Source organism: Pseudomonas sp. CG7 (assembly GCF_023701885.1).
In the GTDB taxonomy this organism is placed as follows: domain Bacteria; phylum Pseudomonadota; class Gammaproteobacteria; order Pseudomonadales; family Pseudomonadaceae; genus Aquipseudomonas; species Aquipseudomonas zanjanensis.
The window spans coordinates 1-24,200 of record NZ_JABAEE010000056.1 but is presented as its reverse complement, the minus strand read 5'-3'; the positions used below and the strand labels follow the sequence as shown (position 1 = coordinate 24,200).

Annotated in this window: 24 protein-coding genes; 15 read left to right on the top strand and 9 right to left on the bottom strand. The window is 61.5% G+C overall.

The features are described 5' to 3' along the window. Nucleotides 1–11 precede the first annotated feature (11 nt). The 4 genes from HGO40_RS21050 to dksA all read right to left on the bottom strand — a co-directional run bounded on the left by HGO40_RS21050 (nt 12) and on the right by dksA (nt 4,762). Nucleotides 12–2,966 carry a sensor histidine kinase gene (locus HGO40_RS21050; protein ID WP_250964585.1) on the bottom strand — a complete coding sequence of 985 codons (2,955 nt, stop codon included), beginning with the start codon at nt 2,964–2,966 and terminating at the stop codon, nt 12–14. Next, nucleotides 2,950–3,126 (bottom strand): hypothetical protein, encoded by a 177-nt coding sequence (locus HGO40_RS21045; RefSeq protein WP_003176118.1) that lies wholly within the window; start codon nt 3,124–3,126, stop codon nt 2,950–2,952. Before HGO40_RS21045 ends, HGO40_RS21050 begins: the two co-directional genes overlap by 17 nt. A gap of 77 nt (nt 3,127–3,203) precedes the next feature. Beyond that, entirely contained in the window at nt 3,204–4,085 is an 882-nt protein-coding gene (gluQRS, locus tag HGO40_RS21040; RefSeq protein WP_250964584.1) for a tRNA glutamyl-Q(34) synthetase GluQRS, read from the bottom strand. Between the two features lie 233 nt (nt 4,086–4,318). Then, nucleotides 4,319–4,762, bottom strand: coding sequence for an RNA polymerase-binding protein DksA (dksA, locus tag HGO40_RS21035; protein WP_186709115.1), 444 nt, complete (start codon nt 4,760–4,762; stop codon nt 4,319–4,321). A 338-nt stretch (nt 4,763–5,100) separates the two neighbouring features. Here dksA and HGO40_RS21030 point away from each other — a divergent pair, with 338 nt between their 5' ends. Beyond that, a complete protein-coding gene (locus HGO40_RS21030; RefSeq protein WP_250964583.1) occupies nt 5,101–6,273 on the top strand; it encodes a pyridoxal phosphate-dependent aminotransferase in 1,173 nt (390 codons plus the stop codon). Further along, nucleotides 6,273–7,019, top strand: coding sequence for a DNA/RNA nuclease SfsA (sfsA, locus tag HGO40_RS21025; RefSeq protein ID WP_250964582.1), 747 nt, complete (start codon nt 6,273–6,275; stop codon nt 7,017–7,019). The genes HGO40_RS21030 and sfsA overlap by 1 nt, the downstream gene beginning before the upstream one ends. Here the strand turns inward: sfsA and HGO40_RS21020 are convergent. After that, a complete protein-coding gene (locus tag HGO40_RS21020; protein ID WP_250964581.1) occupies nt 6,975–7,292 on the bottom strand; it encodes a Rieske (2Fe-2S) protein in 318 nt (105 codons plus the stop codon). The two genes, sfsA and HGO40_RS21020, sit on opposite strands and share 45 nt — an antisense overlap. Nucleotides 7,293–7,546: 254 nt before the next feature. Here HGO40_RS21020 and HGO40_RS21015 point away from each other — a divergent pair, with 254 nt between their 5' ends. Genes HGO40_RS21015 through HGO40_RS21000 form a run of 4 tightly spaced genes read left to right on the top strand, consistent with a single transcriptional unit; the run spans nt 7,547 to nt 11,097 of the window. Next, entirely contained in the window at nt 7,547–8,425 is an 879-nt protein-coding gene (locus tag HGO40_RS21015) for a heme/hemin ABC transporter substrate-binding protein (RefSeq protein WP_250964580.1), read from the top strand. A 50-nt stretch (nt 8,426–8,475) separates the two neighbouring features. After that, the gene (locus tag HGO40_RS21010; protein ID WP_250964605.1) at nt 8,476–9,459 is read left to right on the top strand and encodes a FecCD family ABC transporter permease; all 984 of its coding nucleotides are present in this window, start codon (nt 8,476–8,478) and stop codon (nt 9,457–9,459) included. Further along, nucleotides 9,459–10,226 (top strand): heme ABC transporter ATP-binding protein, encoded by a 768-nt coding sequence (locus tag HGO40_RS21005; protein WP_250964579.1) that lies wholly within the window; start codon nt 9,459–9,461, stop codon nt 10,224–10,226. The genes HGO40_RS21010 and HGO40_RS21005 overlap by 1 nt, the downstream gene beginning before the upstream one ends. Nucleotides 10,227–10,242: 16 nt before the next feature. Beyond that, nucleotides 10,243–11,097 carry a ChaN family lipoprotein gene (locus HGO40_RS21000; protein WP_250964578.1) on the top strand — a complete coding sequence of 285 codons (855 nt, stop codon included), beginning with the start codon at nt 10,243–10,245 and terminating at the stop codon, nt 11,095–11,097. A gap of 222 nt (nt 11,098–11,319) precedes the next feature. On the opposite strand, the gene HGO40_RS20995 is transcribed toward HGO40_RS21000, so the two are convergent. The 3 genes from HGO40_RS20995 to HGO40_RS20985 all read right to left on the bottom strand — a co-directional run bounded on the left by HGO40_RS20995 (nt 11,320) and on the right by HGO40_RS20985 (nt 13,804). Next, the gene (locus HGO40_RS20995; RefSeq protein ID WP_003205623.1) at nt 11,320–11,592 is read right to left on the bottom strand and encodes a TfoX/Sxy family protein; all 273 of its coding nucleotides are present in this window, start codon (nt 11,590–11,592) and stop codon (nt 11,320–11,322) included. A gap of 222 nt (nt 11,593–11,814) precedes the next feature. Beyond that, nucleotides 11,815–12,156 (bottom strand): pentapeptide repeat-containing protein, encoded by a 342-nt coding sequence (locus tag HGO40_RS20990; RefSeq protein WP_250964577.1) that lies wholly within the window; start codon nt 12,154–12,156, stop codon nt 11,815–11,817. Between the two features lie 91 nt (nt 12,157–12,247). Further along, nucleotides 12,248–13,804, bottom strand: a complete 1,557-nt coding sequence (locus HGO40_RS20985; protein ID WP_250964576.1) for a bifunctional aminoglycoside phosphotransferase/ATP-binding protein — start codon at nt 13,802–13,804, stop codon at nt 12,248–12,250. A gap of 119 nt (nt 13,805–13,923) precedes the next feature. On the opposite strand from HGO40_RS20985, the gene mrcB reads away from it, so the two are divergent. The 3 genes from mrcB to HGO40_RS20970 are packed head-to-tail and all read left to right on the top strand — an operon-like array spanning nt 13,924 to nt 17,307. Further along, the gene (gene mrcB, locus HGO40_RS20980; protein ID WP_250964575.1) at nt 13,924–16,242 is read left to right on the top strand and encodes a penicillin-binding protein 1B; all 2,319 of its coding nucleotides are present in this window, start codon (nt 13,924–13,926) and stop codon (nt 16,240–16,242) included. Nucleotides 16,243–16,258: 16 nt separating this feature from the next. Next, the gene (locus tag HGO40_RS20975) at nt 16,259–16,978 is read left to right on the top strand and encodes a tetratricopeptide repeat protein (RefSeq protein ID WP_250964574.1); all 720 of its coding nucleotides are present in this window, start codon (nt 16,259–16,261) and stop codon (nt 16,976–16,978) included. Then, entirely contained in the window at nt 16,978–17,307 is a 330-nt protein-coding gene (locus tag HGO40_RS20970) for a YqcC family protein (RefSeq protein WP_250964573.1), read from the top strand. The genes HGO40_RS20975 and HGO40_RS20970 overlap by 1 nt, the downstream gene beginning before the upstream one ends. Before the next feature lie 6 nt (nt 17,308–17,313). On the opposite strand, the gene HGO40_RS20965 is transcribed toward HGO40_RS20970, so the two are convergent. Next, complete coding sequence (locus HGO40_RS20965; protein WP_250964572.1) at nt 17,314–17,736, bottom strand: DUF4124 domain-containing protein; 423 nt, start codon at nt 17,734–17,736, stop codon at nt 17,314–17,316. Between the two features lie 400 nt (nt 17,737–18,136). Here HGO40_RS20965 and HGO40_RS20960 point away from each other — a divergent pair, with 400 nt between their 5' ends. From HGO40_RS20960 to msrQ, 6 genes are all read left to right on the top strand, one after another. Then, the gene (locus tag HGO40_RS20960) at nt 18,137–19,861 is read left to right on the top strand and encodes an acetolactate synthase 3 large subunit (RefSeq protein ID WP_250964571.1); all 1,725 of its coding nucleotides are present in this window, start codon (nt 18,137–18,139) and stop codon (nt 19,859–19,861) included. A 2-nt stretch (nt 19,862–19,863) separates the two neighbouring features. Next, nucleotides 19,864–20,355: an acetolactate synthase small subunit gene (ilvN, locus tag HGO40_RS20955; RefSeq protein ID WP_003176102.1), complete on the top strand. Its 492-nt coding sequence runs from the start codon at nt 19,864–19,866 to the stop codon at nt 20,353–20,355. A gap of 45 nt (nt 20,356–20,400) precedes the next feature. After that, complete coding sequence (gene ilvC, locus HGO40_RS20950; RefSeq protein WP_003185459.1) at nt 20,401–21,417, top strand: ketol-acid reductoisomerase; 1,017 nt, start codon at nt 20,401–20,403, stop codon at nt 21,415–21,417. Nucleotides 21,418–21,563: 146 nt separating this feature from the next. After that, entirely contained in the window at nt 21,564–22,409 is an 846-nt protein-coding gene (pssA, locus tag HGO40_RS20945) for a CDP-diacylglycerol--serine O-phosphatidyltransferase (protein WP_053125264.1), read from the top strand. A gap of 75 nt (nt 22,410–22,484) precedes the next feature. Then, complete coding sequence (msrP, locus tag HGO40_RS20940; protein WP_250964570.1) at nt 22,485–23,498, top strand: protein-methionine-sulfoxide reductase catalytic subunit MsrP; 1,014 nt, start codon at nt 22,485–22,487, stop codon at nt 23,496–23,498. Continuing rightward, nucleotides 23,498–24,118 carry a protein-methionine-sulfoxide reductase heme-binding subunit MsrQ gene (gene msrQ / locus HGO40_RS20935; protein WP_250964569.1) on the top strand — a complete coding sequence of 207 codons (621 nt, stop codon included), beginning with the start codon at nt 23,498–23,500 and terminating at the stop codon, nt 24,116–24,118. The genes msrP and msrQ overlap by 1 nt, the downstream gene beginning before the upstream one ends. The last annotated feature ends 82 nt before the right edge of the window (nt 24,119–24,200 follow it).

The window sequence follows — 24,200 nt, the reverse complement described above, 5'->3', positions numbered from 1 at the left end:
TCTCGACGGTCTCAGTTCACAGCGGACGTCGCTTCGACATGACGCGGCAAGGTCACCCGGATACGGGTGCCGCGTTGGCTCTGAACATCGGCCGGGCTGTCGATGGTGATTTGTCCATAATGCTCTTCAACGATGGAATAGACCAGTGCGAGGCCCAGACCGGTGCCTTCGCCAGGATCCTTGGTGGTGAAGAAAGGTTCGAACAATCGGTCCATGATGTTCTGTGGGATACCGCTGCCTTCGTCTTCGACGATCAGGTCGATCGTGTGTTCGAAAGCTTCGCTCTTGACCCGCACCGCGCTGCCGGCCGGTGAGGCGTCCCGCGCGTTGGAGAGCAGGTTGATCAACACCTGGGCGAGCCGCTGGGGGTCGCCATCGACCCAGTGCTCCGGGTCGCACAGGTTGAAGAATTGCACTTCGAAATTGCGCCGGTTGAGGGCCAGCAGACCAATGGCGTCCTGGGCCACTTCGGCCAGGCAGACAGGTTCGTCATTGTGTTGGTGGCCGCCAGCATGGGCGAAACTCATCAGCGACTGGACGATGCGCGACACGCGCTTGGTCTGTTCGAGGATCTGCCCGCTGATTTCCGTCAGCTCGCCGTCGTCCTCGCGCTCTTCGCGCAGGTTCTGCGCCAGACAGGCGATGCCGGTGATCGGGTTGCCGATTTCATGGGCCACCCCGGCGGCCAGGCGGCCGATGCTTGCCAGCCGTTCGGAGTGGACCAGCTTGTCTTCGAGCATCTGGGTATCGGTCAGGTCTTCCACCAGCAGCACCAGGCCGCTGTTGCCGGGAGCCAGTGGCTCGTCGATTGCCGCTTTGTGCAGGTTCAGCCAGCGGGTCTGGCCGTCGAGGGCCAGGTGCTGTTTGTGCAAGTGCTCGTCCGGCAGGTCGATGAACCCTTGCAGCAAGCCTTTCCACGGCTCGCCCAGGGTGCTCAGGCGGGAACCGACCACGCGCTGGGCGGCGATTCCGGTGAGCTCTTCCATGGCCTTGTTCCACATCAGGATTTCCTGGTCCTTGGCCAGGGAGCACACGCCCATCGGCAATTCCTGCAGGGTCTGGCGATGGTAACGGCGCAAGGCGTCCAGTTCGGCGGCCAGGCCGGTGAGGCGCGAGTGGTAATCCTCGAGACGGCTTTCGATGAAGTGGATGTCTTCGGTGACGTAGTTCTCGCCGCCAGCCTTGTAGGGCAGGAACGTCTCGACCATGTCCTGGGCCACGCTGGGGCCCATCAGGCCGGACAGGTTGGCCTCGATCCGGTCCCGCAGGCGACGCAAGGCGTATGGGCGGCGTTCATCGAAAGGCAAGTAGAGGTCGCGCAGGGCCTGTTCAACTTCCTTTTGCGCGGCCTTGGCACCCAAGGGCTTGGCCAGTTGCGTGGCGAATTCCTGGGGTGAGGCGGCGTGCAACTCGCGGCGCTGCGGGCGACGCACGTTGTCCACCGCACAGGCCTCGGCGGCGCTGGCTTCTTCGCTGCTGGCGTTGGTGAACAGCGAGATCAGCGTGAACATCAGCACGTTCGCCGCCAGGGAAGCGATGGCCGCCATGTGCCAACTGGTGTCGTCGAGCACGTAGATCATGTTCAGCAGCGGAATATAGAAGCCCTGCAGGTTGCCCATCAGCGGTAACAGCATCGCCACCAGCCACACCAGGATCCCTGCCAGCAGGCCGGCGATGAAGCCGCGGCGGTTGGCGGTCGGCCAATACAGCACCGACAGCACGCCGGGCAGGAACTGCAAGGTGGCGACGAAGGCGACGATGCCCAGGTTGGCCAGGTCCTGCCCGTCACCGAGCATCAGGTAAAAACCGTAGCCGGCCATGATGATCGCGACGATCAGCGCCCGGCGGGTCCACTTCAACCAGCGATAGATGTTGCCTTCGGCTGGCGGCTGGTAGAGCGGTAGCACCAAGTGGTTGAGGGCCATGCCCGACAAGGCCAGCGTGGTGACGATAATCAAGCCGCTGGCCGCCGACAGGCCACCGACGTAGGCCAATAATGCCAGGGCCTTGCTGTTGGCGGCGATGCCGATGCCGAGGGTGAAGTATTCCGGGTTGGTGCTGGCGCCCAGCTTCAGGCCAGCCCAGAGGATCAGCGGCACCGCCAGGCTCATCAACAGCAGGAACAACGGCAGGCCCCAACTGGCGCTCACCAGCGAGCGCGGGTTGAGGTTTTCGGTAAAGGTCATGTGGTACATGTGCGGCATCACGATCGCCGAGGCGAAGAACACCAGCAACAGCGTGCGCCACGGGCCTTCCTGCAAAGGCGTGTGCAGGGCGGCGAGGGCGGTCTGGTTCTGCAGCAGCCAGAGCTCAAGCTGCTGCGGGCCATCGAACACGCCGTACAAGGCATAGAGACCGACACCGCCGATGGCGATCAGCTTGATCACCGACTCGAAGGCGATCGCAAACACCAGGCCTTCGTGTTTTTCCCGCGTGGCGATGTGCCGGGAGCCGAAGAAGATCGTGAACAGAATGATCAGCGCACAGAAGCTCAACGCCACTCGGTGCTGTACCGGCTCGCGGGTCAGGATGCTGATGGAATCGGCCACGGCCTGGATGTGCAGGGCCAGCAGCGGCAACACCCCGACCAGCATGAAGATCGTGGTCAGCGCGCCGGCCCAGGTGCTGCGAAAGCGAAAGGCGAACAGGTCGGCCAGTGACGACAGTTGGTAGGTGCGGGTGATTTTCAGGATCGGGTAGAGCAACACTGGCGCCAGCAGGAACGCCCCTGACACCCCCAGGTAACTGGAGAGGAAACCATAGCCGTACTGATAGGCCAGCCCGACCGTGCCATAGAACGCCCACGCGCTGGCATAGACACCCAGCGACAGGGTGTAGGTCAGCGGGTGGCGGATGATCGCCCGGGGGATCATGCCTCGTTCGCTGATCCAGGCTACGCCGAACAGCACCGCCAGGTAGGCGGCGCTGATCAGGATCATCTGGGTCAGGCTAAAGCTCATCGGCATCTTTTTGGCTCTGCAGGATGAAGGTCACGACAATCAGTATCAGCCAGAGCAGATACGGCCGATACCAGGCACCCGTGGCATCGATCCACCAATCCATGATGGCCGGGGAGAACAGGTAAATCCCCACTACCAGGAGCAGGACCAAGCGATAGATGTACATCCCGGCCTCTCTAATTTATGCGCGTGCCCGAAAACGTGCGGCGATGGTAACGGATGGGCGCCAAGCTGCAAGGGCCGTCAACGTATTTGCGCTTCGGGCAGGCTCAGTGTGCGCGGGATCTTGCCCGCATCCCAGTGGCGAATGCCCCAGGCCAGCAGTTCCCGTGGGCTGGCATCGACCAGTTCGAGGCCCGGTTGCTGGCCCAGTGCTCGCAAGGCCCTTAGCAACAGCGGCGTGGCCTGGTCGGCCGCCAGCGGCGGGGAACGGTAGGATTTGCCAAGCTTGTGCCCGTCGGGCTGGGTGATCAGCGGCACGTGGAGGTAACGCGGTTGCGGCAACCCGAGCAGTTCTTGCAGGTAGAGCTGGCGCGGCGTGGAGTCCAGCAGGTCGGCGCCGCGCACGATATCGGTCACCCCTTGCCAGGCGTCGTCCAGGACCACGGCCAGTTGATAAGCGTAGAGCCCGTCGCGGCGGCGGATCACGAAGTCACCGACCTCACGGCCGAGGTGCTGGCGGAACTCGCCCTGGACCCGGTCGGTGAAGTGGTATTCAAGCTCGGGGACGCGCAGGCGGATGGCGGCGTCCTCGGTGCCGTGCCCGGCATTGCGGCACAATCCCGGATAAATACCCTGGTAGGCCTCCAGTTGCTTGCGTGAACAGGTGCACGCATAGGCCAACCCTTGGCTGAACAGCCGGTTGATGACCTGATCGTAGGCGTCATGGCGTTCGCTCTGGCGAACCATCTCGCCGTCCCATTCGAACCCGTAGCTTTCCAGCGCCTGGAGAATTGCCGCTTGCGCACCCGGCTCCTCCCGGGGCGGGTCGAGGTCCTCCATGCGCAGCAACCAACGCCCACCCACAGCCCGGGCGTCCAGGTACGAAGCCAGTGCGGCGACCAGCGAACCAAAATGCAAGTGGCCGCTGGGGGTGGGGGCGAAGCGTCCGATGTAGGCAGTCATAGGGCGAATGTTACTGGGTCCGGGCGAAAGGCATACAAATCTTGATGCCGAAGCATAATTCCCTTGTGGGAGCGGGCTTGCTCGCGAAGGCGGTGTATCTGTACATCAATGCTGGCTGATCCACCGCTTTCGCGAGCAAGCCCGCTCCCACATGGGTTCACCAGGCTTGGAGAAAATATCGGAAACAAAAAACGGAGCGTATGAACGCTCCGTTTCGGTGACAGCCCCGGCAATTACTTGCCGACCTGTTTTTCCTTGATTTCCGCCAGGGTCTTGCAGTCGACACACATGTCGGCGGTCGGACGCGCCTCCAGACGCTTGACGCCGATCTCGACGCCGCAGGACTCGCACCAACCGTACTCTTCGTCTTCGATCAGTTGCAGGGTCTTGTCGATTTTCTTGATGAGCTTGCGCTCACGGTCACGGGCGCGCAGCTCGAGGCTGAACTCTTCTTCCTGGCTGGCACGGTCGGCCGGGTCGGGGAAGTTGGCCGCTTCGTCTTTCATGTGATCCACGGTGCGGTCGACTTCCTGCATCAAGTCCTGTTTCCACTTGTTCAGGATCTTGGTGAAGTGCGCGCGCATGGGGGCGCCCATGTACTCTTCGCCAGCTTGCGGGACGTACGGCTCAAACCCGCTGAGCGTTTGATTTTGATTTTGCTTTGCTTGGGTGGGCATGAATGGACCGCCTCTACTCTTGTAATCCACTACGCAGGATTGCTCCATCACCGACACCTGCCGGCCCTGCGGCTGCAAGCGGGCGAACTTACCAGATCAAATCGGGCCGCGCTACTCCCGGTTGTCGAGCCTGCGGCGGCCGGGGCTTGTAAAACGTGGCCGGGTTCGCTTCGGTGGGGATGTCAACCTGCTCAATGCTTGATTCTAGTCAAGCCTGGGCCAATCGCGGGAGTCATTTCCTGCAATCCGAGGGCTCAGACCGCTTTGGGTTCGTGCTCGTTCCCGCAGTTGTTCCCGAGTTGGGTAGAATCGGTTCTTTTTCCCCTGAAGGAAGGCCAATGGCTCAGCCCTACAGTGCGCGCAGCCGCGCCATCGAACCTTTCCATGTGATGGCGCTGTTGGCCCGCGCCAACGAACTGCAAGCCGCCGGGCATGACGTTATTCACCTGGAGATCGGCGAGCCGGACTTCACTACTGCCGAGCCGATTATCCAGGCCGGCCAGGCCGCGCTGGCGGCGGGCAAGACCCGTTACACCGCGGCCCGGGGCATCCCTGAGCTGCGCGAGGCCATCTCGGGTTTCTATGGGCAGCGCTACGGCGTCGACATCGACCCTCGACGCATCATGATCACGCCGGGCGGCTCTGGCGCGCTGCTGCTGGCCAGCGCTTTGTTGGTCGACCCGGGCAAGCATTGGCTGTTGGCGGACCCTGGCTATCCCTGTAACCGCCATTTCCTGCGCCTGGTGGAAGGCGCGGCGCAATTGGTGCCGGTGGGACCGGATGTGCGTTACCAACTGACGCCGGACCTGGTGAACCGCCATTGGGACCAGGACAGCGTCGGCGCATTGGTGGCCTCGCCGGCCAACCCGACCGGAACGATTCTGACCCGGGACGAGCTGGCGGGGTTGTCCAAGGCCATCAAGGGCCACAACGGTCATCTGGTGGTCGACGAGATCTATCACGGCCTGACCTACGGCACCGACGCCGCCAGCGTATTGGAAGTGGACGACGATGCCTTTGTCCTCAATAGTTTTTCCAAGTATTTCGGCATGACCGGTTGGCGGCTCGGCTGGCTGGTGGCCCCTTCGGCGGCCATCGGCGAGCTGGAAAAGCTTGCGCAGAACCTCTACATCAGTGCGCCGCGCATGGCCCAGTATGCCGCCCTGGCCTGTTTCGAGCCCGCCACGATCGAAATCTTCGAGCAGCGTCGGGCCGAGTTCGCGTTGCGCCGCGACTTTCTGCTACCGGCCTTGCGGGAATTGGGCTTCGGCATCGCGGTGGAGCCGCAAGGGGCGTTTTACCTCTATGCCGACATCAGCGCGTTCGGCGGCGATGCCTTTGCGTTCTGCCAGCACTTCTTGGAAACCGAACACGTGGCCTTCACGCCGGGTCTGGACTTCGGACGTCACCAGGCCGGCCACCATGTGCGTTTCGCCTATACACAGAGCCTGCCGCGGTTACAGGAAGCGGTGGAGCGAATCGGGCGCGGACTGCGGAGTTGGCAAGGCTGATGCGTTTTTCCCCTGCGTTGGAAGAAGGCCGCTTGATACGACGTTACAAGCGTTTTCTCGCTGATATCGAGACCGTTCACGGCGAACTTCTTACTATTCACTGCCCCAACACTGGCTCGATGCTCAATTGTATGGCCGAAGGCGCGCGCGTCTGGTTCAGTCGCTCCAGCGACCCCAAGCGCAAGTTGCCCGGCACTTGGGAAATCGGCGAAACCCCTCAGGGACGGCTCGCCTGCATCAATACCGCACGGGCCAATGCCTTGGTCGAGGAGGCCCTGCGCGCCGGGATCATTAGCGAACTGAACGGGTTTACCGGGCTCAAGCGTGAAGTGGCGTACGGCGTGGAAAACAGCCGTATCGATTTTCGCCTGGACTATGAGCTGGGCTCGGCCTGGGTCGAAGTCAAAAGTGTCACGCTGGGGTTCGATGGCACCCACGTGGCAGCGTTTCCCGATGCGGTGACCTTGCGTGGGGCCAAACACTTGAGAGAACTGGCCTGCCTGGCCCGGCAAGGCGTGCGGGCGGTGCAGCTGTATTGCGTGAACCTCAGTGGTATCGAGGCCGTGCGCCCGGCACACGAAATCGACCCGGTGTACGCAGTTGCCCTGCGTGACGCGGTGGCGGCGGGTGTGGAGGTGCTGGCCTACGGGGTCACGCTGACGCCCGAGCAGATGTGGGTGGACCGTGCGTTGCCGGTGTTGCTAGAGCTCGACCCAGACGCCGTGCTCGTCCTCCCGGCTATCTAGGGCAGCGAGGAACTGACCGGCGCAGGGGCCGGCCACGCATTCACCGCTTTCGATCAGGAACAGCGCGCCGTGAGTGGCGCACTGGATCAGGCTGGCGCTGGGGTCGAGGAACTGGTCGGGTTGCCATTCCAGCGGCACGCCACGGTGCGGGCAGCGATTGAAATAGACGTACACCTGGCCGGCGCGTCGCACGGCCAGGAGCTTGCGCCCATCGAGCTCGAAGCCGCGACTGCCGTTATCGGGCATTTGGGCGGCGGTACAAAGAAACTTCATGGGTGTCTCAATATTTGTCGGAGTGAATCCATTGTGGGAGCGAGCTTGCTCGCGAAGACGGTGACACATTCAACATCTGAGTGACTGACGGGCCGCTATCGCGAGCAAGCTCGCTCCCACAAGGTTTCGTGTGGCAAAAGATCCATGCTTGACGGTCAAATGAAAACAATTATCAAATGGCGCCTCCTTCACAGTGGCTGAGGATACTTGGCCCTACCCGGTCCTGTGAAAAACTTCTTCGAGGAAGCTGCCCGATGCGCCTGAACATCCGCGTTGTTGCGCTCTGTGTCGCACTGTTGGTCAACCAAGGGATCAGCGCCGCTGAGTCGCCGCAGCGTTGGGTCAGCGCTGGCGGCGCCTTGTCGGAGTGGGTCAGTGCCCTGGGCGGCGAATCGAAACTGGTGGGCGTGGACACCACCAGCCAGCATCCTGAGTCGTTGCGGGCCCTGCCCAGCATTGGCTATCAGCGACAATTGTCCGCCGAGGGTGTATTGAGCCTGCGCCCGCAGATCCTGGTGGGCACCGAAGAAATGGGACCTCCACCGGTGCTGGCGCAAATCCGCAGCGCCGGCGTGCAGGTCGAACTGTTCTCGGCCACCCCTGACCTGCCGACGTTGCAAGGCAATTTGCGCCACTTGGGCCAGTTGCTGGGGGCCGAGGCCGCGGCTGCCCAGGTGTTTGATCGTTACCAGGAACAGCTCACCCAGCAACACGCCCGTATAGTCGAGGCCCAGCGCAAGCAAAAGGCACCCGGGGTATTGCTGTTGGTGGGCAGTTCCGGTGGCAAGCCACTGGTCGCTGGCAAGGGCACTTCCGCCGACTGGCTGTTGCAGCAGGCCGGCGGTCACAACCTCGCGACCCACAATGGCTACAAGTCTTTTTCCGTGGAAAGCCTGGCTGGCCTGAATCCTGAAGTGCTGGTCTTCGCCGACCGTGCCCTGAGCGGTGAAGAGGCGCGAGCGGCGTTGTTCAGGGAAAACCCGATTCTGTCCTCGACCCGGGCCGCGAGGGACGGGCGCGTCATGGAGCTCGACCCGACGCTGTTGGTGGGCGGGTTGGGTCCGCGTCTGCCACAAAGCCTGGTGAAACTGACGGCCGGCTTCTATCCGGCTGAGTCGGCCACGGCGCCATGACCGCGTTGGTCAAGCCACGCACCTTATTCATCGGCCTCGGCCTGCTGTGTCTGCTGGCGACCTGGTTGTCCCTGGCCATGGGGCCGGTGAGCCTGCCGCTGCTGGACACTTTGCGCGCCGCCTTGCGCTTGTCGGGTTTGCCTGTGGCCGCCGATGGCCTCGAGCAGGCCGAACTGATCCTCGGCCAGATCCGTTTGCCACGCACGCTGCTCGGCTTGGCGGTGGGCGGGGTGTTGGCGTTGTCCGGCGTGGCGATGCAGGGTCTGTTCCGTAATCCACTGGCGGACCCGGGGCTGGTGGGGGTGTCCAGCGGCGCGGCGCTCGGGGCCGCTTTCGCGATTGTCGCTGGCTCGACGCTGGGCGGGTTGCCCGACGCCTTTGGTCCCTACGTGTTGTCGTTGTGTGCGTTCCTCGGCGGGCTCGGCGTGACGGCGCTGGTCTATCGTCTCGGTCGACGCAATGGCCAGACCCATGTCGCGACCATGCTCTTGGCCGGCATTGCCTTGACCGCGTTGTCCGGTTCCGCCGTCGGCCTGTTCACTTACCTGGCGGATGACGCGACCCTGCGCACCTTGACGTTCTGGAACCTGGGCAGTCTCAACGGCGCCAGCTACACGAGGGTGTGGCCGCTGTTGCTGGGCAGCGCCGGCGTCGCGCTCTGGTTGCCACGCCGGGCCCGGCAACTCAATGCGCTGTTGCTGGGCGAGTCCGAGGCCGCCCAGCTGGGTGTCAACGTCGAAGCCCTCAAGCGTGAGCTGGTGTTTTGTACGGCGCTGGGGGTTGGCGCGGCGGTGGCGGCGGCGGGCATGATCGGCTTTGTCGGGCTGGTGGTGCCGCATCTGGTGCGCCTAGTGGCCGGCCCTGATCACCGGGTCTTGTTGCCCGCTTCGGTGCTGGCGGGCGCGAGCCTGTTGTTGCTGGCCGACCTGGTGGCACGCCTGGCGCTGGCCCCGGCGGAATTGCCGATCGGCATTGTCACGGCGTTCATCGGCGCGCCGTTCTTTCTCTATCTATTGGTGCGAGGGCGCGCCTGATGCTGCGAGCGCAGAACCTGCACATTCACCGTGGCCGGAAAACCGTGCTGGCGGGCGACGACCTGCTGCTCAACCCCGGCGAAGTGCTGGGTGTGCTCGGGCCTAACGGCGCGGGTAAAAGCACCTTGCTGGCGGGCCTGTGTGGCGAATTGCGCCCAAGCCAGGGGCAGGTCTGGCTCGATGACCAGCCGCTGGCTCACTGGCAGGGTGCCGAGCGCGCCCGCCGCCTGGCGGTCTTGCCGCAATCGTCGACCCTGGATTTTGCTTTCCGTGTCGAGGAAGTCGTCGGCATGGGGCGCCTGCCGCACCAGAGCGGCCGGCTGCGGGACGAGCAAATCGTCGCCGCGGCGCTGCAAGCGGCGGACGCCGCGCATCTGCACGGCCGCAGTTACCTGGCGTTATCCGGCGGCGAACGCCAGCGGGTGCATCTGGCGCGGGTGTTGGCGCAGTTGTGGCCCGGTGAAGCGGGGCAAACCCTGTTGCTGGACGAGCCGACTTCGATGCTCGATCCGTTGCACCAGCACACCATCCTCCAGGCGGTGCGGGAGTTCGCCAGTCGCGGCGCTGCTGTGTTGGTAATCCTGCATGACCTGAACCTGGCGGCGCGTTACTGTGATCGCCTGTTGCTGCTCGCGTCCGGTCGACCGGTGGCCCTGGACACGCCCCGGCAGGTGCTGCGCCCGGAACCGCTCAAGGCGGTGTTCGGCCTGGACGTGCTGGTGCAAGACCATCCGGAGCGCGGGCATCCGTTGATCATTGCCCGCTGAGGGCGCCCTGGAGGATATGGACGTGCGCTTGTTCCTGATCCTGGCATTAAGTGTACTGACGGCCTGCCAGAGCATTGCACCGCCCCCGCTTGGCGGACGGATTCGTGACTTGCACAACGGTCAGGCCGTGACGCCCCAAGTGTTGGTCGAACGCCTGGCAAGGGCGCCACGGGTAGTGGTGGGTGAGCGACACGACAATCCTGATCACCACGTGCTGCAGCGATGGCTACTCCAATCCTTGGCCGGACAGCGGGCCCAAGGCAGCCTGTTGCTGGAAATGCTCACCCCCGCGCAACAGCCACGGGTTGATTCCGTTCGCCAGTTGCCCGCCTTGCCCAAGGATTTGCCCGGCGCGCTGGCCTGGTCCCCCGGCTGGGATTGGAATCTCTATGGGCCCATCGTCGAGTTTGCCCTGGCGCAACGTTATCCATTGTTGGCCGCCAATCTGGACGCCACTGAGATCCAGCGCTTCTATCGGCAAGCGCCCGGCTTGGCGGGCGCTCGCTCCAATGCCGTCACGGTGAAGGACGCGTTGTTGGAACAGATTCGTGAATCCCACTGCGGTTTGCTGCCAGAGTCGCAAATGCCGCCAATGCTGGCCGTACAGCAACAGCGTGACCGGCGCATGGCCGAACGTTTGCTGCAAGCGCCGACACCGGCATTGTTGTTCGCTGGCGCCTGGCATGGGCGAAAAGATGTCGGTATGCCGCTGCATACGCTGGATCTTGGCGCCAGCGAGGCACCGGTCGTCCTGATGCTGGCTGAGGAGGGCAGTGACGTAACGTCGGCCATGGCCGATTACGTGTGGTACACCCCGGCCATGCCGCCACAGGATTATTGTGTGCAGATGCGTGAACACATCCGTCAATGAAATTGCAGGCAAAAAAAGACCCGGCAAGAGCCGGGTCAAATAACCGTGATTAGCCTGATGAGGAGATATCTGAGAGTCCGAACCAAGGGCTGTTCAAATATCGACCAGTCTCGCGACCGGATGTGCTAATCATAGCGATTCTCATTACCATGTCAAACATTGTTTTACGATTCGTCGAAATAACATCGTGGCCAGGGTTCGCACAGGGAACGAAAAGGGGTGTCAGGCTTTGTGACGCGTCGAAATAGCGTCCAGCTGTTTATTCAAGGCTTCCTTGCGTTCAGCGGGGATGTCATTCCAATGCACATCCATCAACGCACCCTCGATGGCGTAGAGCAACACCTTGGACGCCCGGAAACCGCGAGTGCGCACGGCGCGATAGGCATCCACGGCCCCGAGCCGGCGTAGATCAGAAGCGCTGTGGATACCCACGGCGTGCAGCCACTGGGCCGATGTCTTGCCCAGATTCTTCAGGTGTTGCAGTTCATCATTCATCGAGCCTCCTTGCGACGGCCGACTGGTGCGGTGGGCAAGCTTCTGAGCAGTGTAGCGGTCAGTAGGAAAAACGTGATTCTTTGGTGGGATTCGACGCAAAAGCTTCTAATGCATTACGCACGATGAGGTGGGAATAGACTGCATTCTCCAGCGCAAGCGAGGGCGCTGGAGATGTGTTCGGTCGTGGCAGGGCCGCGGGTTGACCGGCCTCGTTAGAGATTATCAGCGGGTGCGGTAGCGCAATCGGGTGCCGAAATTCATCGACATCAGGATTTCGTCCGCAGACAGCTCGGGCGGGAAGTAGGCCCCGGATATCTGCGCATGGGCCAGGCTCGCGCCTTCCAATGATGATTTGCGGAAATCGATGCCGCGTAAATCGGTGGCACGGAAATACGCATCGGTGAAATCGACGTCGTCCGCATTCAGTTCCCGCAGATCGAGGCCGCGAAAATCGCCGCCGCGCATGTCGACCGTGCCTTGAGGGCGCTCCTTGTTGAAGCCTGAAATGTCATCTTTGCGCAGCAGAGCATAAAGCGGGCTGTTGAGAATCTTGGGATGGCTCATTTCATATCACCTGTTGGTTTTATGACGCCAGTATAGTGCCACTATTTATTGGCCGTGAAGCCGGGCATCGCCTCACGGCCAAAATAGTGATTTACAGGCCTGGCAAACGCTGGCGGATTTGCGCGACGACAATGTCGAGCGTACCGCTTTCATTGGTTTGGACCCGTTTGCTGCAGAGAATTTCCGCCGGGGTCAGGGCTTCGCGGCTGGACTGTTGTGCGGCAATGACCGCCAGGTTCGCATCGGAGGGGTCTTGCTGGTCGGCCTGGCGCTGCGCCAGTCGGCTTTCGATGACCGCTTGCGGCGCGTCGCAGTCGAGAATCAGGAACGGAGCGCCGGTGGCCTCGGCGACTTTTGCCGCGGCATCGCGCTGATCGTGCTTGAGATAGGTGGCATCGATCACCACCGGGAAACCGGCGCGCAGGATCGTCGCGGCGACTTCATGCAGGTGGGCGTAGGTGGCGCTGCTGGCGTCGCTGCCATAAATGCCGGCCTGCGGATCGTTGGGGACCTGTTGTTGGCCGAACAGGCGCTTGCGCTCCACGTCCGAACGCAGGCGAATGGCCCCCAGTGCTTCGACCAGGCGCATCGCGACATGGCTTTTGCCAACGGCCGAAACACCGTGGGTGATGGCCAGGAAGGGCGAAGGAATGGTGCTGTAGCTTTCGGCCAGGTGGGCGTAGTTGCGGTATTGGCGCAGGGTGGTTGCGCGCTGCACCGGATCGGCTTCGGCCGGCATGCTGAACAGTGCGACTTTGGCCCGGACGAGGGCGCGGTAGGCTTTATAGAAGTTCAGCAGCTCCAAGCCCTGGTAGTCGCCGGTCAGTTCCAGGTATTGGCTGACGAAACGCCGCGCCAACGATTTGAGGCCGCGATCTTCCAGGTCCATCGCCAGGAAGCCGGTGTCGGCGTAGACGTCGGTGAAGCGGAACGGTTCGTTGAATTCGATGCAGTCGAAAATCACCACCTTGCCGTCGATCACGGTGGCGTTGCCCAGGTGGATATCACCGTGGCATTCGCGGATGAAACCGTCGGCCTTGCGCTGGGTGAGCAGCGGCTTGAGGCGTTCGAAACTGCTTTCGGCCCAGGCTTGCAGTGCTTCAAGTTGCAGCAGGGCGGCCTTGTCGTTGAGGAACGGACGGATCTGTTCGAAGTTCTGCAGCACCGGCGCCATCACGCTTTGCGGCGTGCCGGCGACGTTTTCGGCGGGCACCTTGGGCGTGGAGAGGTGGAACTGGGCGATCTGGGCGGCCATCTCGTCGATGTGCGCGGTGGTCAGTTCGCCGTTGGCTTGCAGTGTGCTGAGCAATTGGCTCTGGGGGAATTGACGCATTTTCAGGGCGTATTCGATGGCCGGGCCGTCGCCGCCGAGCTGTGGCGCTTCGGCGCTGCCGGAAATCGGCAGGACTTCCAGGTACAGGTCCCGGGTCAGGCGCTGGTTCAGGCGCAACTCTTCGCTGCAGAAATGCTGGCGCGCTTGGAGGTTGGTGAAATCGAGGAAGCCGAAGTTGACCGGCTTTTTGAATTTGTAGGCGTAAGGCCCGGTGAGCAATACCCAGGAAATGTGGGTTTCGATGACCTGGAACGCTTCGACGGGATGCGGGTAGAGGGCCGGGTTTTGCAAGGCGGCGATCAGGGATTGGCTCACGGGCGGTCCTTCATAGGCTGGAAAATTCAAGGCCGTCATTATGGCCGCTAGCCGCGCTAACGCAAACCGCGTGGGGGGGCTCATGTTGAACCGCAGCAAAGTGCGTATAATCCGCCGCCATGACTCGTACCCGATCCCCCCGTACCCCCAAGAAACCACCCGCCAGCCGCCTGCGGCCCTGGCTGGGCTGGGCCCTTAAACTCAGCCTGGTGGGCCTCGTCGTGCTCGCCGGTTTTGCGGTCTATCTCGATGCCGTGGTCCAGGAGAAGTTCTCCGGCAAGCGCTGGACCATTCCGGCCAAGGTCTATGCCCGGCCGTTGGAGCTGTTCGTCGGACAAAAGTTGAGCAAGGCCGACTTCCTGACCGAACTCGATGCCTTGGGTTATCGCCGTGAAAGCGTGGCCAATGGTCCGGGTGCGGCCTCGGTCAATGGCAATACCATCGACCTCAACACCCGTGGTTTCCAGTTCTATGAAGGCATGGAACAGGCGCAACCGGTTCGGGTGCGTTTTTCCGGCGACTACGTGGCTGCGCTGACCGGCGCCAACAACGCGAGCCTGTCGGTGGTGCGCCTTGAGCCGCTGCTCATTGGTGGCCTGTACCCCAAGAATCTCGAAGACCGGATCCTGATCAAGATCGACCAGGTCCCACCGTTCCTGCTCGATACGCTGATCGCCGTCGAAGACCGCGACTTCTACCATCACTTCGGCGTCTCGCCCAAATCGATTGCCCGGGCTATCTGGGTCCACACTTCCTCGGGCCATATGCGCCAGGGCGGCAGTACCCTGACCCAACCGTTGGTCAAGAACTTCTACCTGACCAACGAGCGCAGCCTGACCCGCAAGCTCACCGAAGCCATGATGGCGTTGTTGCTGGAGTTGCACTACGACAAGCAGGAGATCCTGGAGGCCTACCTCAACGAGGTCTTCGGCGGCCAGGACGGACAACGGGCGGTGCACGGTTTCGGCCTTGCCAGCCAGTTCTTCTTCAGCCAGCCGCTGTCCGAACTCAAGTTGCATCAAGTGGCGTTGCTGGTGGGCATGGTCAAGGGACCGTCTTCCTACAACCCGCGTCGTAATCCGGAACGTGCCCTCGAGCGGCGCAACCTGGTGCTCGACTTGCTGCAACAACAAGGTGTGGCGACAGCCGAGCAAGTCGAAGCGGCGAAAAAGATGCCGTTGGGCGTGACCAAGCGTGGCAGCCTGGCGGACAGTTCGTTCCCAGGGTTCATGGACCTGGTCAAGCGTCAACTGCGGGAAGACTACCGCGACGAAGACTTGACCGAAGAAGGCCTGCGCATCTTCACCAGTTTCGACCCGATCCTGCAGATGAAGGCCGAAGCCTCGGTCGAGGACACCTTCAAGCGATTGGCGGGGCGCAAGGGCTCCGACGAAGTCGAAGCGGCCATGGTCGTGACCAACCCGGAAACCGGTGAGGTCCAAGCGATGATCGGCAGGCGCCAGGCCAGCTTTGCGGGATGCAACCGGGCATTGGACGCGGTGCGCCCGATCGGCTCGTTGATCAAGCCAGCGGTTTACCTCACCGCCTTGGAAAAGCCCAGCCAGTACACGCTGACGAGCTGGCTGTCCGACGAGTCATTCTCGATCAAGGGCGCGGACGGCCAGGTCTGGACGCCGCAAAACTATGATCGTCGCCCCCACGGCACGGTGTTCCTTTACCAAGGGCTGGCCCATTCCTACAACCTGTCGACGGCTCGCCTTGGGCTGGAAGTCGGCGTGCCGAACGTACTCAAGACCCTGGCGCGCCTGGGGGTAAGCCGCGAATTCCCGGCCTTCCCGTCGATGCTGCTGGGGGCTGGTGGGCTGACGCCAATAGAAGTGGCGGCGATGTACCAGACGTTGGCCAACGGCGGTTTCAATACACCGATGCGCGGGATTCGCAGCGTGCTGACCGCCGATGGCGAGCCGCTCAAGCGTTATCCGTTCCAGATCCAGCAACGTTTCGATCCGGCATCCATTTACCTGATCCAGAGCGCGATGCAGCGGGTCATGCGTGAAGGCACCGGCAGTTCGGTCTATAACGTGCTGCCCCGGACCCTGACCCTGGCGGGTAAGACCGGCACCAGTAACGACTCGCGTGACAGCTGGTTCGCCGGTTTCAGCCAGGACCTGCTGGCGGTGGTCTGGCTCGGGCGTGATGACAACGGCAAGACCCCGTTCACCGGCGCCACCGGCGCGCTGCAGGTCTGGACCAGTTTCATGCGCAAGGCCGACCCGTTGCCGCTAGACATGCCGCAACCGGACAATATCGTCCAGGCCTGGGTTGATTCGCGTACTGGCCAAGGTTCCGACGCCAATTGCCCGGGCGCAGTACAGATGCCGTATATTCGCGGCAGCGAACCGCCACCCGGTGCAGCCTGTGGCGGCACGAATCCAGCCGAATCGGTGATGGATTGGGTCAAGGACTGGATGAATTAAGCAAAGAGGGTTTCAAGTGAACAAGTGGTTGATTCCAGCGGTAACGGCCGTGGCTTTGCTCAGTGGTTGCTCTACCGTACAACGCGGTTCGATTCCGGTCGTTGACTCCGGCACCGCGGTGTCCAACAGCGAGCGGATCTCGGCCAATGGTGGTTTCCGTCAGACGACGGTGAAACGACCCGTGCAGGGCCAGGCCCAGGCGATTCCGCAAGGCGACACCGGTGTGGTGGTGATGGTGCCCGGTGGCGGCGCGACGACCTCGGCGCCGATCAGCAGCACGCCGATCACGCCGGGCCCGATCACGCCAGGCCCTATCGAAACCTCGCCGATCAATCAGGGCAGCTACAGCATGCCCTCGACGCCGAGCAGCATCCCGTCGGCCAGTGCCGGTGGCTTGTCCGCCGATGAGCAGCTGGACGGCCCGGTGCTGGCCCTGCTGACCACGGCACAACAGCAACAGGCTGGCGGCGACCTCAACGGCGCCTCCTCCAGCCTGGAGCGTGCCCAGCGTGTGGCGCCACGTGAGCCCCAAGTGCTTTATCGCCTGGCCCAGGTGCGTATGGCCCAGGGCGATGCGCCGCAAGCCGAGCAATTGGCCCGCCGTGGCCTGACCTTCGCCAGCGGTCGCCCGGCACTTCAGGCGAGCCTGTGGGAATTGATCGCCCAGGCTCGTGAGAAACAAGGCGATTCGGCTGGCGCGGCGTTGGCCCGTCAGAAGGCCAAGGTTTCGCTCTGATGGATACGCGTTTTCCCCAAATCGCCGATCAGTTGCTGCTGATCGAGCGGGAGCTGCGGGTCCAGGGCTGGTGGAGCGATGTCTCACCTTCGGCGCAAGCGCTGGCCAGTGTCGAGCCGTTCGCGGTCGATACCCTGGAATTCGAGCAGTGGCTGCAATGGATTTTCCTGCCCAGGATGAAAGCCATCCTGGAAAACGACCTGCCGCTGCCCAACGCCTCGGGCATCCTTGCCATGGCCGAGATGGTCTATGCCCAGCGGCCAGGGCAGGGTGCCCAGTTGCAGCGGCTGCTGGCGCAGTTCGATCAGTTGATCAGCGACGTCGGTTGATCGCCATTATTGGCAGTGTTCCTCGATCTGCTGGCGGGTCTCATCGATCCGCTGGCGTCGCTCTTCATCCGTGAGGCGGCGCATTTCCCCCTCCACGTCTTCCCGCACCCTGGGGTTGTTCTGCAATTGCGCCAGGTTGGTCCGGGCCTGGTCGCAGAAGGCCTTGAGCTGGGCTTCCTGCTCGGCAACTTCTTTTTTGACCTGTTGGTCGATGGCCTTTTGATCGCCAACGACCCCGCCTGAAGCGGGGGGCGGTGGTTTGGGCGCTGGCGTTGCGGACTTGCCCACGGTCGTCGCTTCCACGCCTTGGGGCGGCTGGGCGCCAAAGTGGGTCACGCCTTGGGCGTCCACCCATTTATAGATCTGGCCGGCCATGCTTATCGGGCTCAGGCCCACCAGCAGGCTGGCCGTCAATAACATCATTCGCATGCTGTTTCCTTGTCTTGGATTGCGCAATTGAAGCTAACACAGTTGCCGTTTAAGGGTTTTTTCTTGCGTTCTCATGCGCTTACTTCGAATAAAGCACATAGACGACTTGACTTGAAGGAGGCGAAACAGAAGAATCCAAAGTCCGCTGTAGAGGGACTGCCAGAAGCAGACCCACTCGGCAGATCATGAGGCGCATATCCGCGCCGACCTGTTACACCCGCAACGCGTTACCTCGCGCTGGGTGGGAAAGGCCCGCAACACTTGGGACGATCCCAATACTTGCTCAGTCAGTGCTGACGTAGTCGGCGACCACCGTCGCTCATGCTCTGCCGAGAAGTAAACCTATTAAGACCCGTCCCCTTTTGTGGGTCGGTATTCTGGCGTTTTAGAGGTGAACAACGTGGAGCTTTTATCTGGCGGTGAGATGCTCGTCCGCTTTTTGCGTGACGAAGGCGTCAAATATATCTACGGGTACCCCGGTGGTGCTCTTCTTCATGTCTACGATGCCCTGTTCAAAGAACCGGAAGTGACCCACATCCTGGTTCGTCACGAGCAGGCGGCCACCCATATGGCTGATGGTTATGCCCGTGCTACCGGCAAGGCCGGCGTGGTCCTGGTGACTTCCGGTCCTGGCGCCACGAACGCCATCACCGGTATCGCCACCGCGTACATGGACTCCATCCCGATGGTGATCATCTCCGGCCAGGTGCCCAGCACCATGGTGGGCACCGATGCATTCCAGGAAACCGACATGATCGGTATCTCCCGGCCGATCGTGAAGCACAGCTTCATGATCAAGCACGCGTCGGAAATCCCGGAAGTCATGAAGAAGGCCTTCTACCTGGCCGAATCCGGTCGTCCGGGTCCGGTCGTGGTCGACGTTCCCAAAGACATGACCAACCCGGCCGAGAAGTTCGAATACATCTTCCCGAAAAAAGCCAAGCTGCGTTCCTACAGCCCGGCGGTCCGTGGTCATTCCGGGCAAATCCGCAAGGCCGCCGAAATGCTGCTGGCGGCCAAGCGCCCGGTGTTGTACTCCGGTGGTGGCGTGATCCTCGGCGGTGGCTCCGCGCCGCTGACCGAGCTGGCGATAATGCTCAACCTGCCGGTCACCAATACGCTGATGGGCCTGGGTGCGTTCCCGGGTTCGGACCGTCAGTTCATTGGTATGCTCGGCATGCACGGCAGCTACACCGCCAACCTGGCGATGCACCACGCCGATGTCATCCTCGCGGTCGGCGCGCGTTTCGACGACCGTGTGATCAACGGCGCGGCGAAATTCTGCCCGAACGCCAAGATCATCCACATCGACATCGACCCGGCGTCCATCTCCAAGACCATCAAAGCAGACGTGCCGATTGTCGGTCCTGTAGAGAGCGTGCTGACCGAAATGGTCGCCATTCTCAAGGAAATCGGCGAGGTTCCGAACAAGGAGTCCGTGGCCAGCTGGTGGAAGCAAGTCGCTGAATGGCGTGGCGATCGCGGCCTGTTCCCTTATGACAAGGGCGACGGCAGCGTGATCAAGCCGCAGACCGTGATCGAAACCCTGTGCGAAGTGACCAAGGGCGATGCCTTTGTGACCTCCGACGTGGGCCAGCACCAGATGTTCGCCGCGCAATACTACAAGTTCGACAAACCCAACCGCTGGATCAACTCCGGCGGCCTGGGCACCATGGGCTTCGGTTTTCCGGCGGCCATGGGCATCAAGTTGAGCTTTCCGCAAGCCGATGTCGCCTGCGTCACGGGCGAGGGCAGCATCCAGATGAACATCCAGGAACTGTCCACCTGCCTGCAATACGGTTTGCCGGTGAAGATCGTGATCCTGAACAACGGTGTGTTGGGGATGGTTCGCCAGTGGCAGGACATGAGCTATGGCAGCCGTCACTCGCACTCCTACATGGAATCGCTGCCTGATTTCGTCAAGCTGGCGGAGGCTTACGGTCACGTTGGCGTGCGCATCACCGAATCGAAGGATTTGAAGTCGAAGATGGAGGAAGCGTTCGCCATGAAGGATCGCCTGGTGGTGATCGATATTGCGGTCGATACCAGCGAGCACGTCTACCCGATGCAGATCAAAGACGGCTCCATGCGCGATATGTGGCTGAGCAAGACGGAGCGTACCTAATCATGCGACACATTATTTCCTTGCTTCTGGAAAACGAACCGGGTGCGCTGTCTCGTGTGGTGGGCCTGTTCTCGCAGCGCAACTACAACATCGAAAGCCTGACCGTGGCGCCGACCGAAGACCCGACCCTGTCGCGTCTGACGCTGACCACCGTGGGGCACGATGAAGTCATCGAGCAGATCACCAAGAACCTGAACAAGCTGATCGAGGTGGTCAAGCTGGTGGACCTGTCGGAAAGCGCTCACATCGAGCGTGAACTGATGCTGGTCAAGGTCAAGGCCACCGGCGCCCAGCGCGCCGAGATCAAGCGTACTACCGATATTTATCGTGGGCAGATCGTCGATGTCAGCGCCAGCGTCTATACCGTTCAGTTGACCGGTACCAGCGACAAGCTCGACAGCTTCATCCAATCGATCGGCACTGCCTCGATTCTGGAAACCGTACGCAGTGGCGTCACCGGGATTGCCCGTGGCGACAAAGTACTGAGCATCTAAACCAAATTAGCGAATGGCCTGAATGGCCAGATATAGGGGAAATTCATGAAAGTTTTCTACGATAAAGATTGCGACCTGTCGATCATCCAGGGCAAGAAAGTCGCCATCATTGGTTACGGTTCCCAAGGCCACGCCCAGGCGTGCAACCTGAAAGATTCCGGCGTTGACGTAACTGTCGGCCTGCGTAAAGGCTCGGCCACCGTTGCCAAGGCCGAGGCCCACGGCCTGAAAGTGACCGACGTGGCTTCTGCCGTTGCCGCTGCCGACCTGGTCATGATCCTGACCCCGGACGAGTTCCAATCGGCGCTGTACAAGAACGAAATCGAACCGAACATCAAGAAAGGCGCCACCCTGGCCTTCTCCCACGGCTTCGCGATCCACTACAACCAAGTCGTGCCACGTGCCGACCTCGACGTGATCATGATCGCGCCGAAGGCCCCGGGTCACACCGTGCGTTCCGAGTTCGTGAAGGGCGGCGGTATCCCTGACCTGATCGCGATCTACCAGGATGCGTCCGGCAACGCCAAGAACGTGGCCCTGTCCTACGCCGCTGGCGTGGGTGGCGGTCGTACCGGCATCATCGAAACCACCTTCAAGGACGAGACCGAAACCGACCTGTTCGGCGAGCAAGCCGTTCTGTGTGGCGGTACCGTCGAGCTGGTCAAGGCCGGTTTCGAAACCCTGGTTGAAGCCGGCTACGCGCCAGAAATGGCCTACTTCGAATGCCTGCACGAGCTGAAGCTGATCGTTGACCTCATGTACGAAGGCGGTATCGCCAACATGAACTACTCGATCTCCAACAACGCCGAATACGGCGAGTACGTGACCGGTCCGGAAGTGATCAACGCCGAGTCCCGCCAGGCCATGCGCAACGCCCTGAAACGTATCCAGGACGGCGAATACGCCAAGATGTTCATCAGCGAAGGCGCCACCGGCTATCCTTCGATGACCGCCAAGCGTCGCAACAACGCCGCCCACGGTATCGAAATCATCGGCGAGCAACTGCGTTCGATGATGCCGTGGATCGGTGCCAACAAGATCGTCGACAAAGCCAAGAACTAAGTCGCGAGCTTGATCGAAAAAACGCGGCCTTGGCCGCGGTTTTTCGTTTGGGCGATGGCGTCTGGTATAAAGCTGCATCGTTTGCGGCCGAACCGTCGTCCCAGACATCTGTCGAATTTTTTCACACCGTTGCAAGGTAATTGTCCATGAGCGAACGTCCCGACGAGCCAAACCAGGCTCCTGACGCCGAAAGCCTGTTGCCCATCGATGAGCACATCGAAGAAGGCCATGACGCTGAAGGCCGAAAGGTCCGGCATCGTGGCATCTATCTACTGCCGAATCTGTTCACCACCGCGAACCTGTTCGCCGGTTTCTATTCCATCATCAGCTCCATGAGCGCCCAGGCCGCCTTGAGCGCTGGCGATAGCGCAGGGGCGAGCCGTTACTTCGCCTTCGCCGCCATTGCGATCTTCGTCGCCATGGTGCTCGATGGCCTGGACGGGCGCGTCGCCCGAATGACCAATACCCAAAGCGCGTTCGGCGCCGAATATGATTCGCTGTCCGACATGGTCGCGTTTGGCGTGGCTCCCGCCTTGCTGGCGTTCGGCTGGGCGCTGGGAGACATGGGCAAGGTCGGCTGGATGGTCGCCTTCATCTATGTGGCGGGTGCGGCGTTGCGCCTGGCGCGTTTCAATACCCAGGTCGGCAAGGCTGACAAGCGTTACTTCATCGGCCTGGCCAGTCCGGCTGCGGCGGGTGTCGTGGCGGGTGTGGTCTGGGCATTCAGCGACTATGGCATCCAGGGTTCAAAAATGTCGTTCCTGGTGGCGCTGCTGGTTGCCGCGGCGGGGATGCTGATGGTCAGCAACATCAAGTACAACAGCTTCAAGGAGCTGGATCTGAAGGGGCGTGTGCCGTTCGTTGCGATTCTAGCGGTGGTGCTGGTATTCGCCGTGGTGTTCAGTGATCCGCCGCGTATCCTGCTGCTGGTATTCCTCGCCTATGCGGCTTCCGGCCCGGTGCAGTACTTGTTGCGTCTTCGCCGACGCTAAACGTTGCCTTAATGTAATTTCCCCCATACTCCGCAGTCTATTGGTGCACCTGCCCTCCAATACTGCGGAGTTGTCATGCTGATCAAGATCCCCAAGTCGTCCGACAGCCGTGAATCGGACGTCACGCCCGAATCCTTCTATCTATCTCGTCGCCAGATGCTCGGTGCAACCATGGCGGGGCTCGCCGTGAGCGGCTTGCCGCAATGGGCCAGCGCTGCCGATGCGGCGCGTTATGCCGATGTCGAGCCGGGCAAGGCACCGTCCTGGTTTGCCGAGAAACTGCCTTCGGTCCAATGGGAGGCGGTCACGGTCAAGAATGAGGCGATCACGCCGTTCAAGGACGCGACCCATTACAACAATTTCTATGAGTTCGGCACCGACAAAGGGGACCCGGCAGCCAATGCAGGCTCCTTGAAGACCGAGCCCTGGAGCGTGGTGGTGGACGGGGAGGTGGGTAAGCCGGGGCGCTATGGGTTGGAAGACTTCATGAAGCCTTATCAACTGGAAGAGCGGATTTATCGGCTGCGCTGTGTCGAGGCCTGGTCCATGGTCATTCCGTGGATCGGCTTTCCCATCTCCGCATTGCTCAAGCAAGTCGAGCCGACCTCAAAGGCCAAGTACATCCGCTTCGAAACCCTGCAGGACCCCAAGGTCATGCCGGGGCAGCGTTCCGGTTTCGCCTTGATCGACTGGCCGTACGTGGAGGGCCTGCGTTTGGACGAGGCGATGAACCCGTTGGCGATCCTCGCGGTGGGGATGTACGGGCGGGAGTTGCCGAACCAGAACGGCGCGCCGCTGCGGTTGGTGGTTCCTTGGAAGTATGGGTTCAAAAGTGTGAAGTCCATCGTGCGCATCAGTCTGGTGAGCGAGCAGCCGAAGACCACGTGGCAAAGCATTGCGTCTGACGAATACGGTTTCTATGCCAACGTCAATCCAACAGTCGATCACCCGCGTTGGACCCAGGCGCGTGAACGCCGTCTGCCGAGCGGGCTGTTCAGCCCCAATGTGCGCGACACGCTGATGTTCAACGGCTATCAGGATGAAGTCGCTTCCTTATATGCAGGGATGGACCTGAGGAAGGACTACTGATGCGTTTTCCAGTCTGGCGAATCAGCGTCTTCATCGCGGCGGCGGTCTGGCCGTTGTTCTGGCTTTACGAGGCCTTGATGAATTCGTGGGGTCCTGACCCGGGCAAGGTGCTGGTGGATCGGCTCGGGTTGGGGACGCTGATCCTGTTGTTAATCACCTTGAGCATGACACCGCTGCAGAAATTGACGGGGTGGGCGGGGTGGATTGCAGTCAGGCGTCAGTTGGGATTGTGGTGCTTTGCTTATGTGGTGCTGCATTTAAGCGGGTATGCGGCGTTCATATTGGGGTTCGACTGGTCGCAGTTGGGCGTCGAGTTGAGTAAGCGGCCTTATATTATTGTGGGGGCGCTTGGGTTTCTCGGGCTATTGGCATTGGCGGTTACATCCAATCGCTACAGTCAGCGACGATTGGGGGGGCGCTGGAAGAAACTGCATCGTCTGGTGTACCTGATTCTGGGGCTGGGGTTGCTGCATATGCTGTGGATCGTGCGGGCGGACCTGAAAGAATGCGCGATCTACGCCTTTATAGGTGCCGCACTATTAGTGCTAAGAGTGCCGTCGGTTATGCGCCGGATCCCGCGTTTGCTGGGTAGGAAAGTATCTTCTGCAACAAAAGCGTAATTAGAGGTTGACGGCAGATTCTGGAAGTGTATAATTCGCCCCACTTCCGGCGCAGTCGAAACGGAAAACTCCTTGAGATTCA

Bases quoted from the DNA above. Each gene is read 5' to 3' on its own strand.
- HGO40_RS21050 (WP_250964585.1), bottom strand. From the start codon at position 2,966: ATGCCGATGAGCTTTAGCCTGACCCAGATGATCCTGATCAGCGCCGCC.
- HGO40_RS21045 (WP_003176118.1), bottom strand. From the start codon at position 3,126: ATGTACATCTATCGCTTGGTCCTGCTCCTGGTAGTGGGGATTTACCTG.
- gluQRS (WP_250964584.1), bottom strand. From the start codon at position 4,085: ATGACTGCCTACATCGGACGCTTCGCCCCCACCCCCAGCGGCCACTTG.
- dksA (WP_186709115.1), bottom strand. From the start codon at position 4,762: ATGCCCACCCAAGCAAAGCAAAATCAAAATCAAACGCTCAGCGGGTTT.
- HGO40_RS21030 (WP_250964583.1), top strand. From the start codon at position 5,101: ATGGCTCAGCCCTACAGTGCGCGCAGCCGCGCCATCGAACCTTTCCAT.
- sfsA (WP_250964582.1), top strand. From the start codon at position 6,273: ATGCGTTTTTCCCCTGCGTTGGAAGAAGGCCGCTTGATACGACGTTAC.
- HGO40_RS21020 (WP_250964581.1), bottom strand. From the start codon at position 7,292: ATGAAGTTTCTTTGTACCGCCGCCCAAATGCCCGATAACGGCAGTCGC.
- HGO40_RS21015 (WP_250964580.1), top strand. From the start codon at position 7,547: ATGCGCCTGAACATCCGCGTTGTTGCGCTCTGTGTCGCACTGTTGGTC.
- HGO40_RS21005 (WP_250964579.1), top strand. From the start codon at position 9,459: ATGCTGCGAGCGCAGAACCTGCACATTCACCGTGGCCGGAAAACCGTG.
- HGO40_RS21000 (WP_250964578.1), top strand. From the start codon at position 10,243: ATGGACGTGCGCTTGTTCCTGATCCTGGCATTAAGTGTACTGACGGCC.
- HGO40_RS20995 (WP_003205623.1), bottom strand. From the start codon at position 11,592: ATGAATGATGAACTGCAACACCTGAAGAATCTGGGCAAGACATCGGCC.
- HGO40_RS20990 (WP_250964577.1), bottom strand. From the start codon at position 12,156: ATGAGCCATCCCAAGATTCTCAACAGCCCGCTTTATGCTCTGCTGCGC.
- mrcB (WP_250964575.1), top strand. From the start codon at position 13,924: ATGACTCGTACCCGATCCCCCCGTACCCCCAAGAAACCACCCGCCAGC.
- HGO40_RS20970 (WP_250964573.1), top strand. From the start codon at position 16,978: ATGGATACGCGTTTTCCCCAAATCGCCGATCAGTTGCTGCTGATCGAG.
- HGO40_RS20965 (WP_250964572.1), bottom strand. From the start codon at position 17,736: ATGCGAATGATGTTATTGACGGCCAGCCTGCTGGTGGGCCTGAGCCCG.
- ilvN (WP_003176102.1), top strand. From the start codon at position 19,864: ATGCGACACATTATTTCCTTGCTTCTGGAAAACGAACCGGGTGCGCTG.
- ilvC (WP_003185459.1), top strand. From the start codon at position 20,401: ATGAAAGTTTTCTACGATAAAGATTGCGACCTGTCGATCATCCAGGGC.
- pssA (WP_053125264.1), top strand. From the start codon at position 21,564: ATGAGCGAACGTCCCGACGAGCCAAACCAGGCTCCTGACGCCGAAAGC.
- msrP (WP_250964570.1), top strand. From the start codon at position 22,485: ATGCTGATCAAGATCCCCAAGTCGTCCGACAGCCGTGAATCGGACGTC.
- msrQ (WP_250964569.1), top strand. From the start codon at position 23,498: ATGCGTTTTCCAGTCTGGCGAATCAGCGTCTTCATCGCGGCGGCGGTC.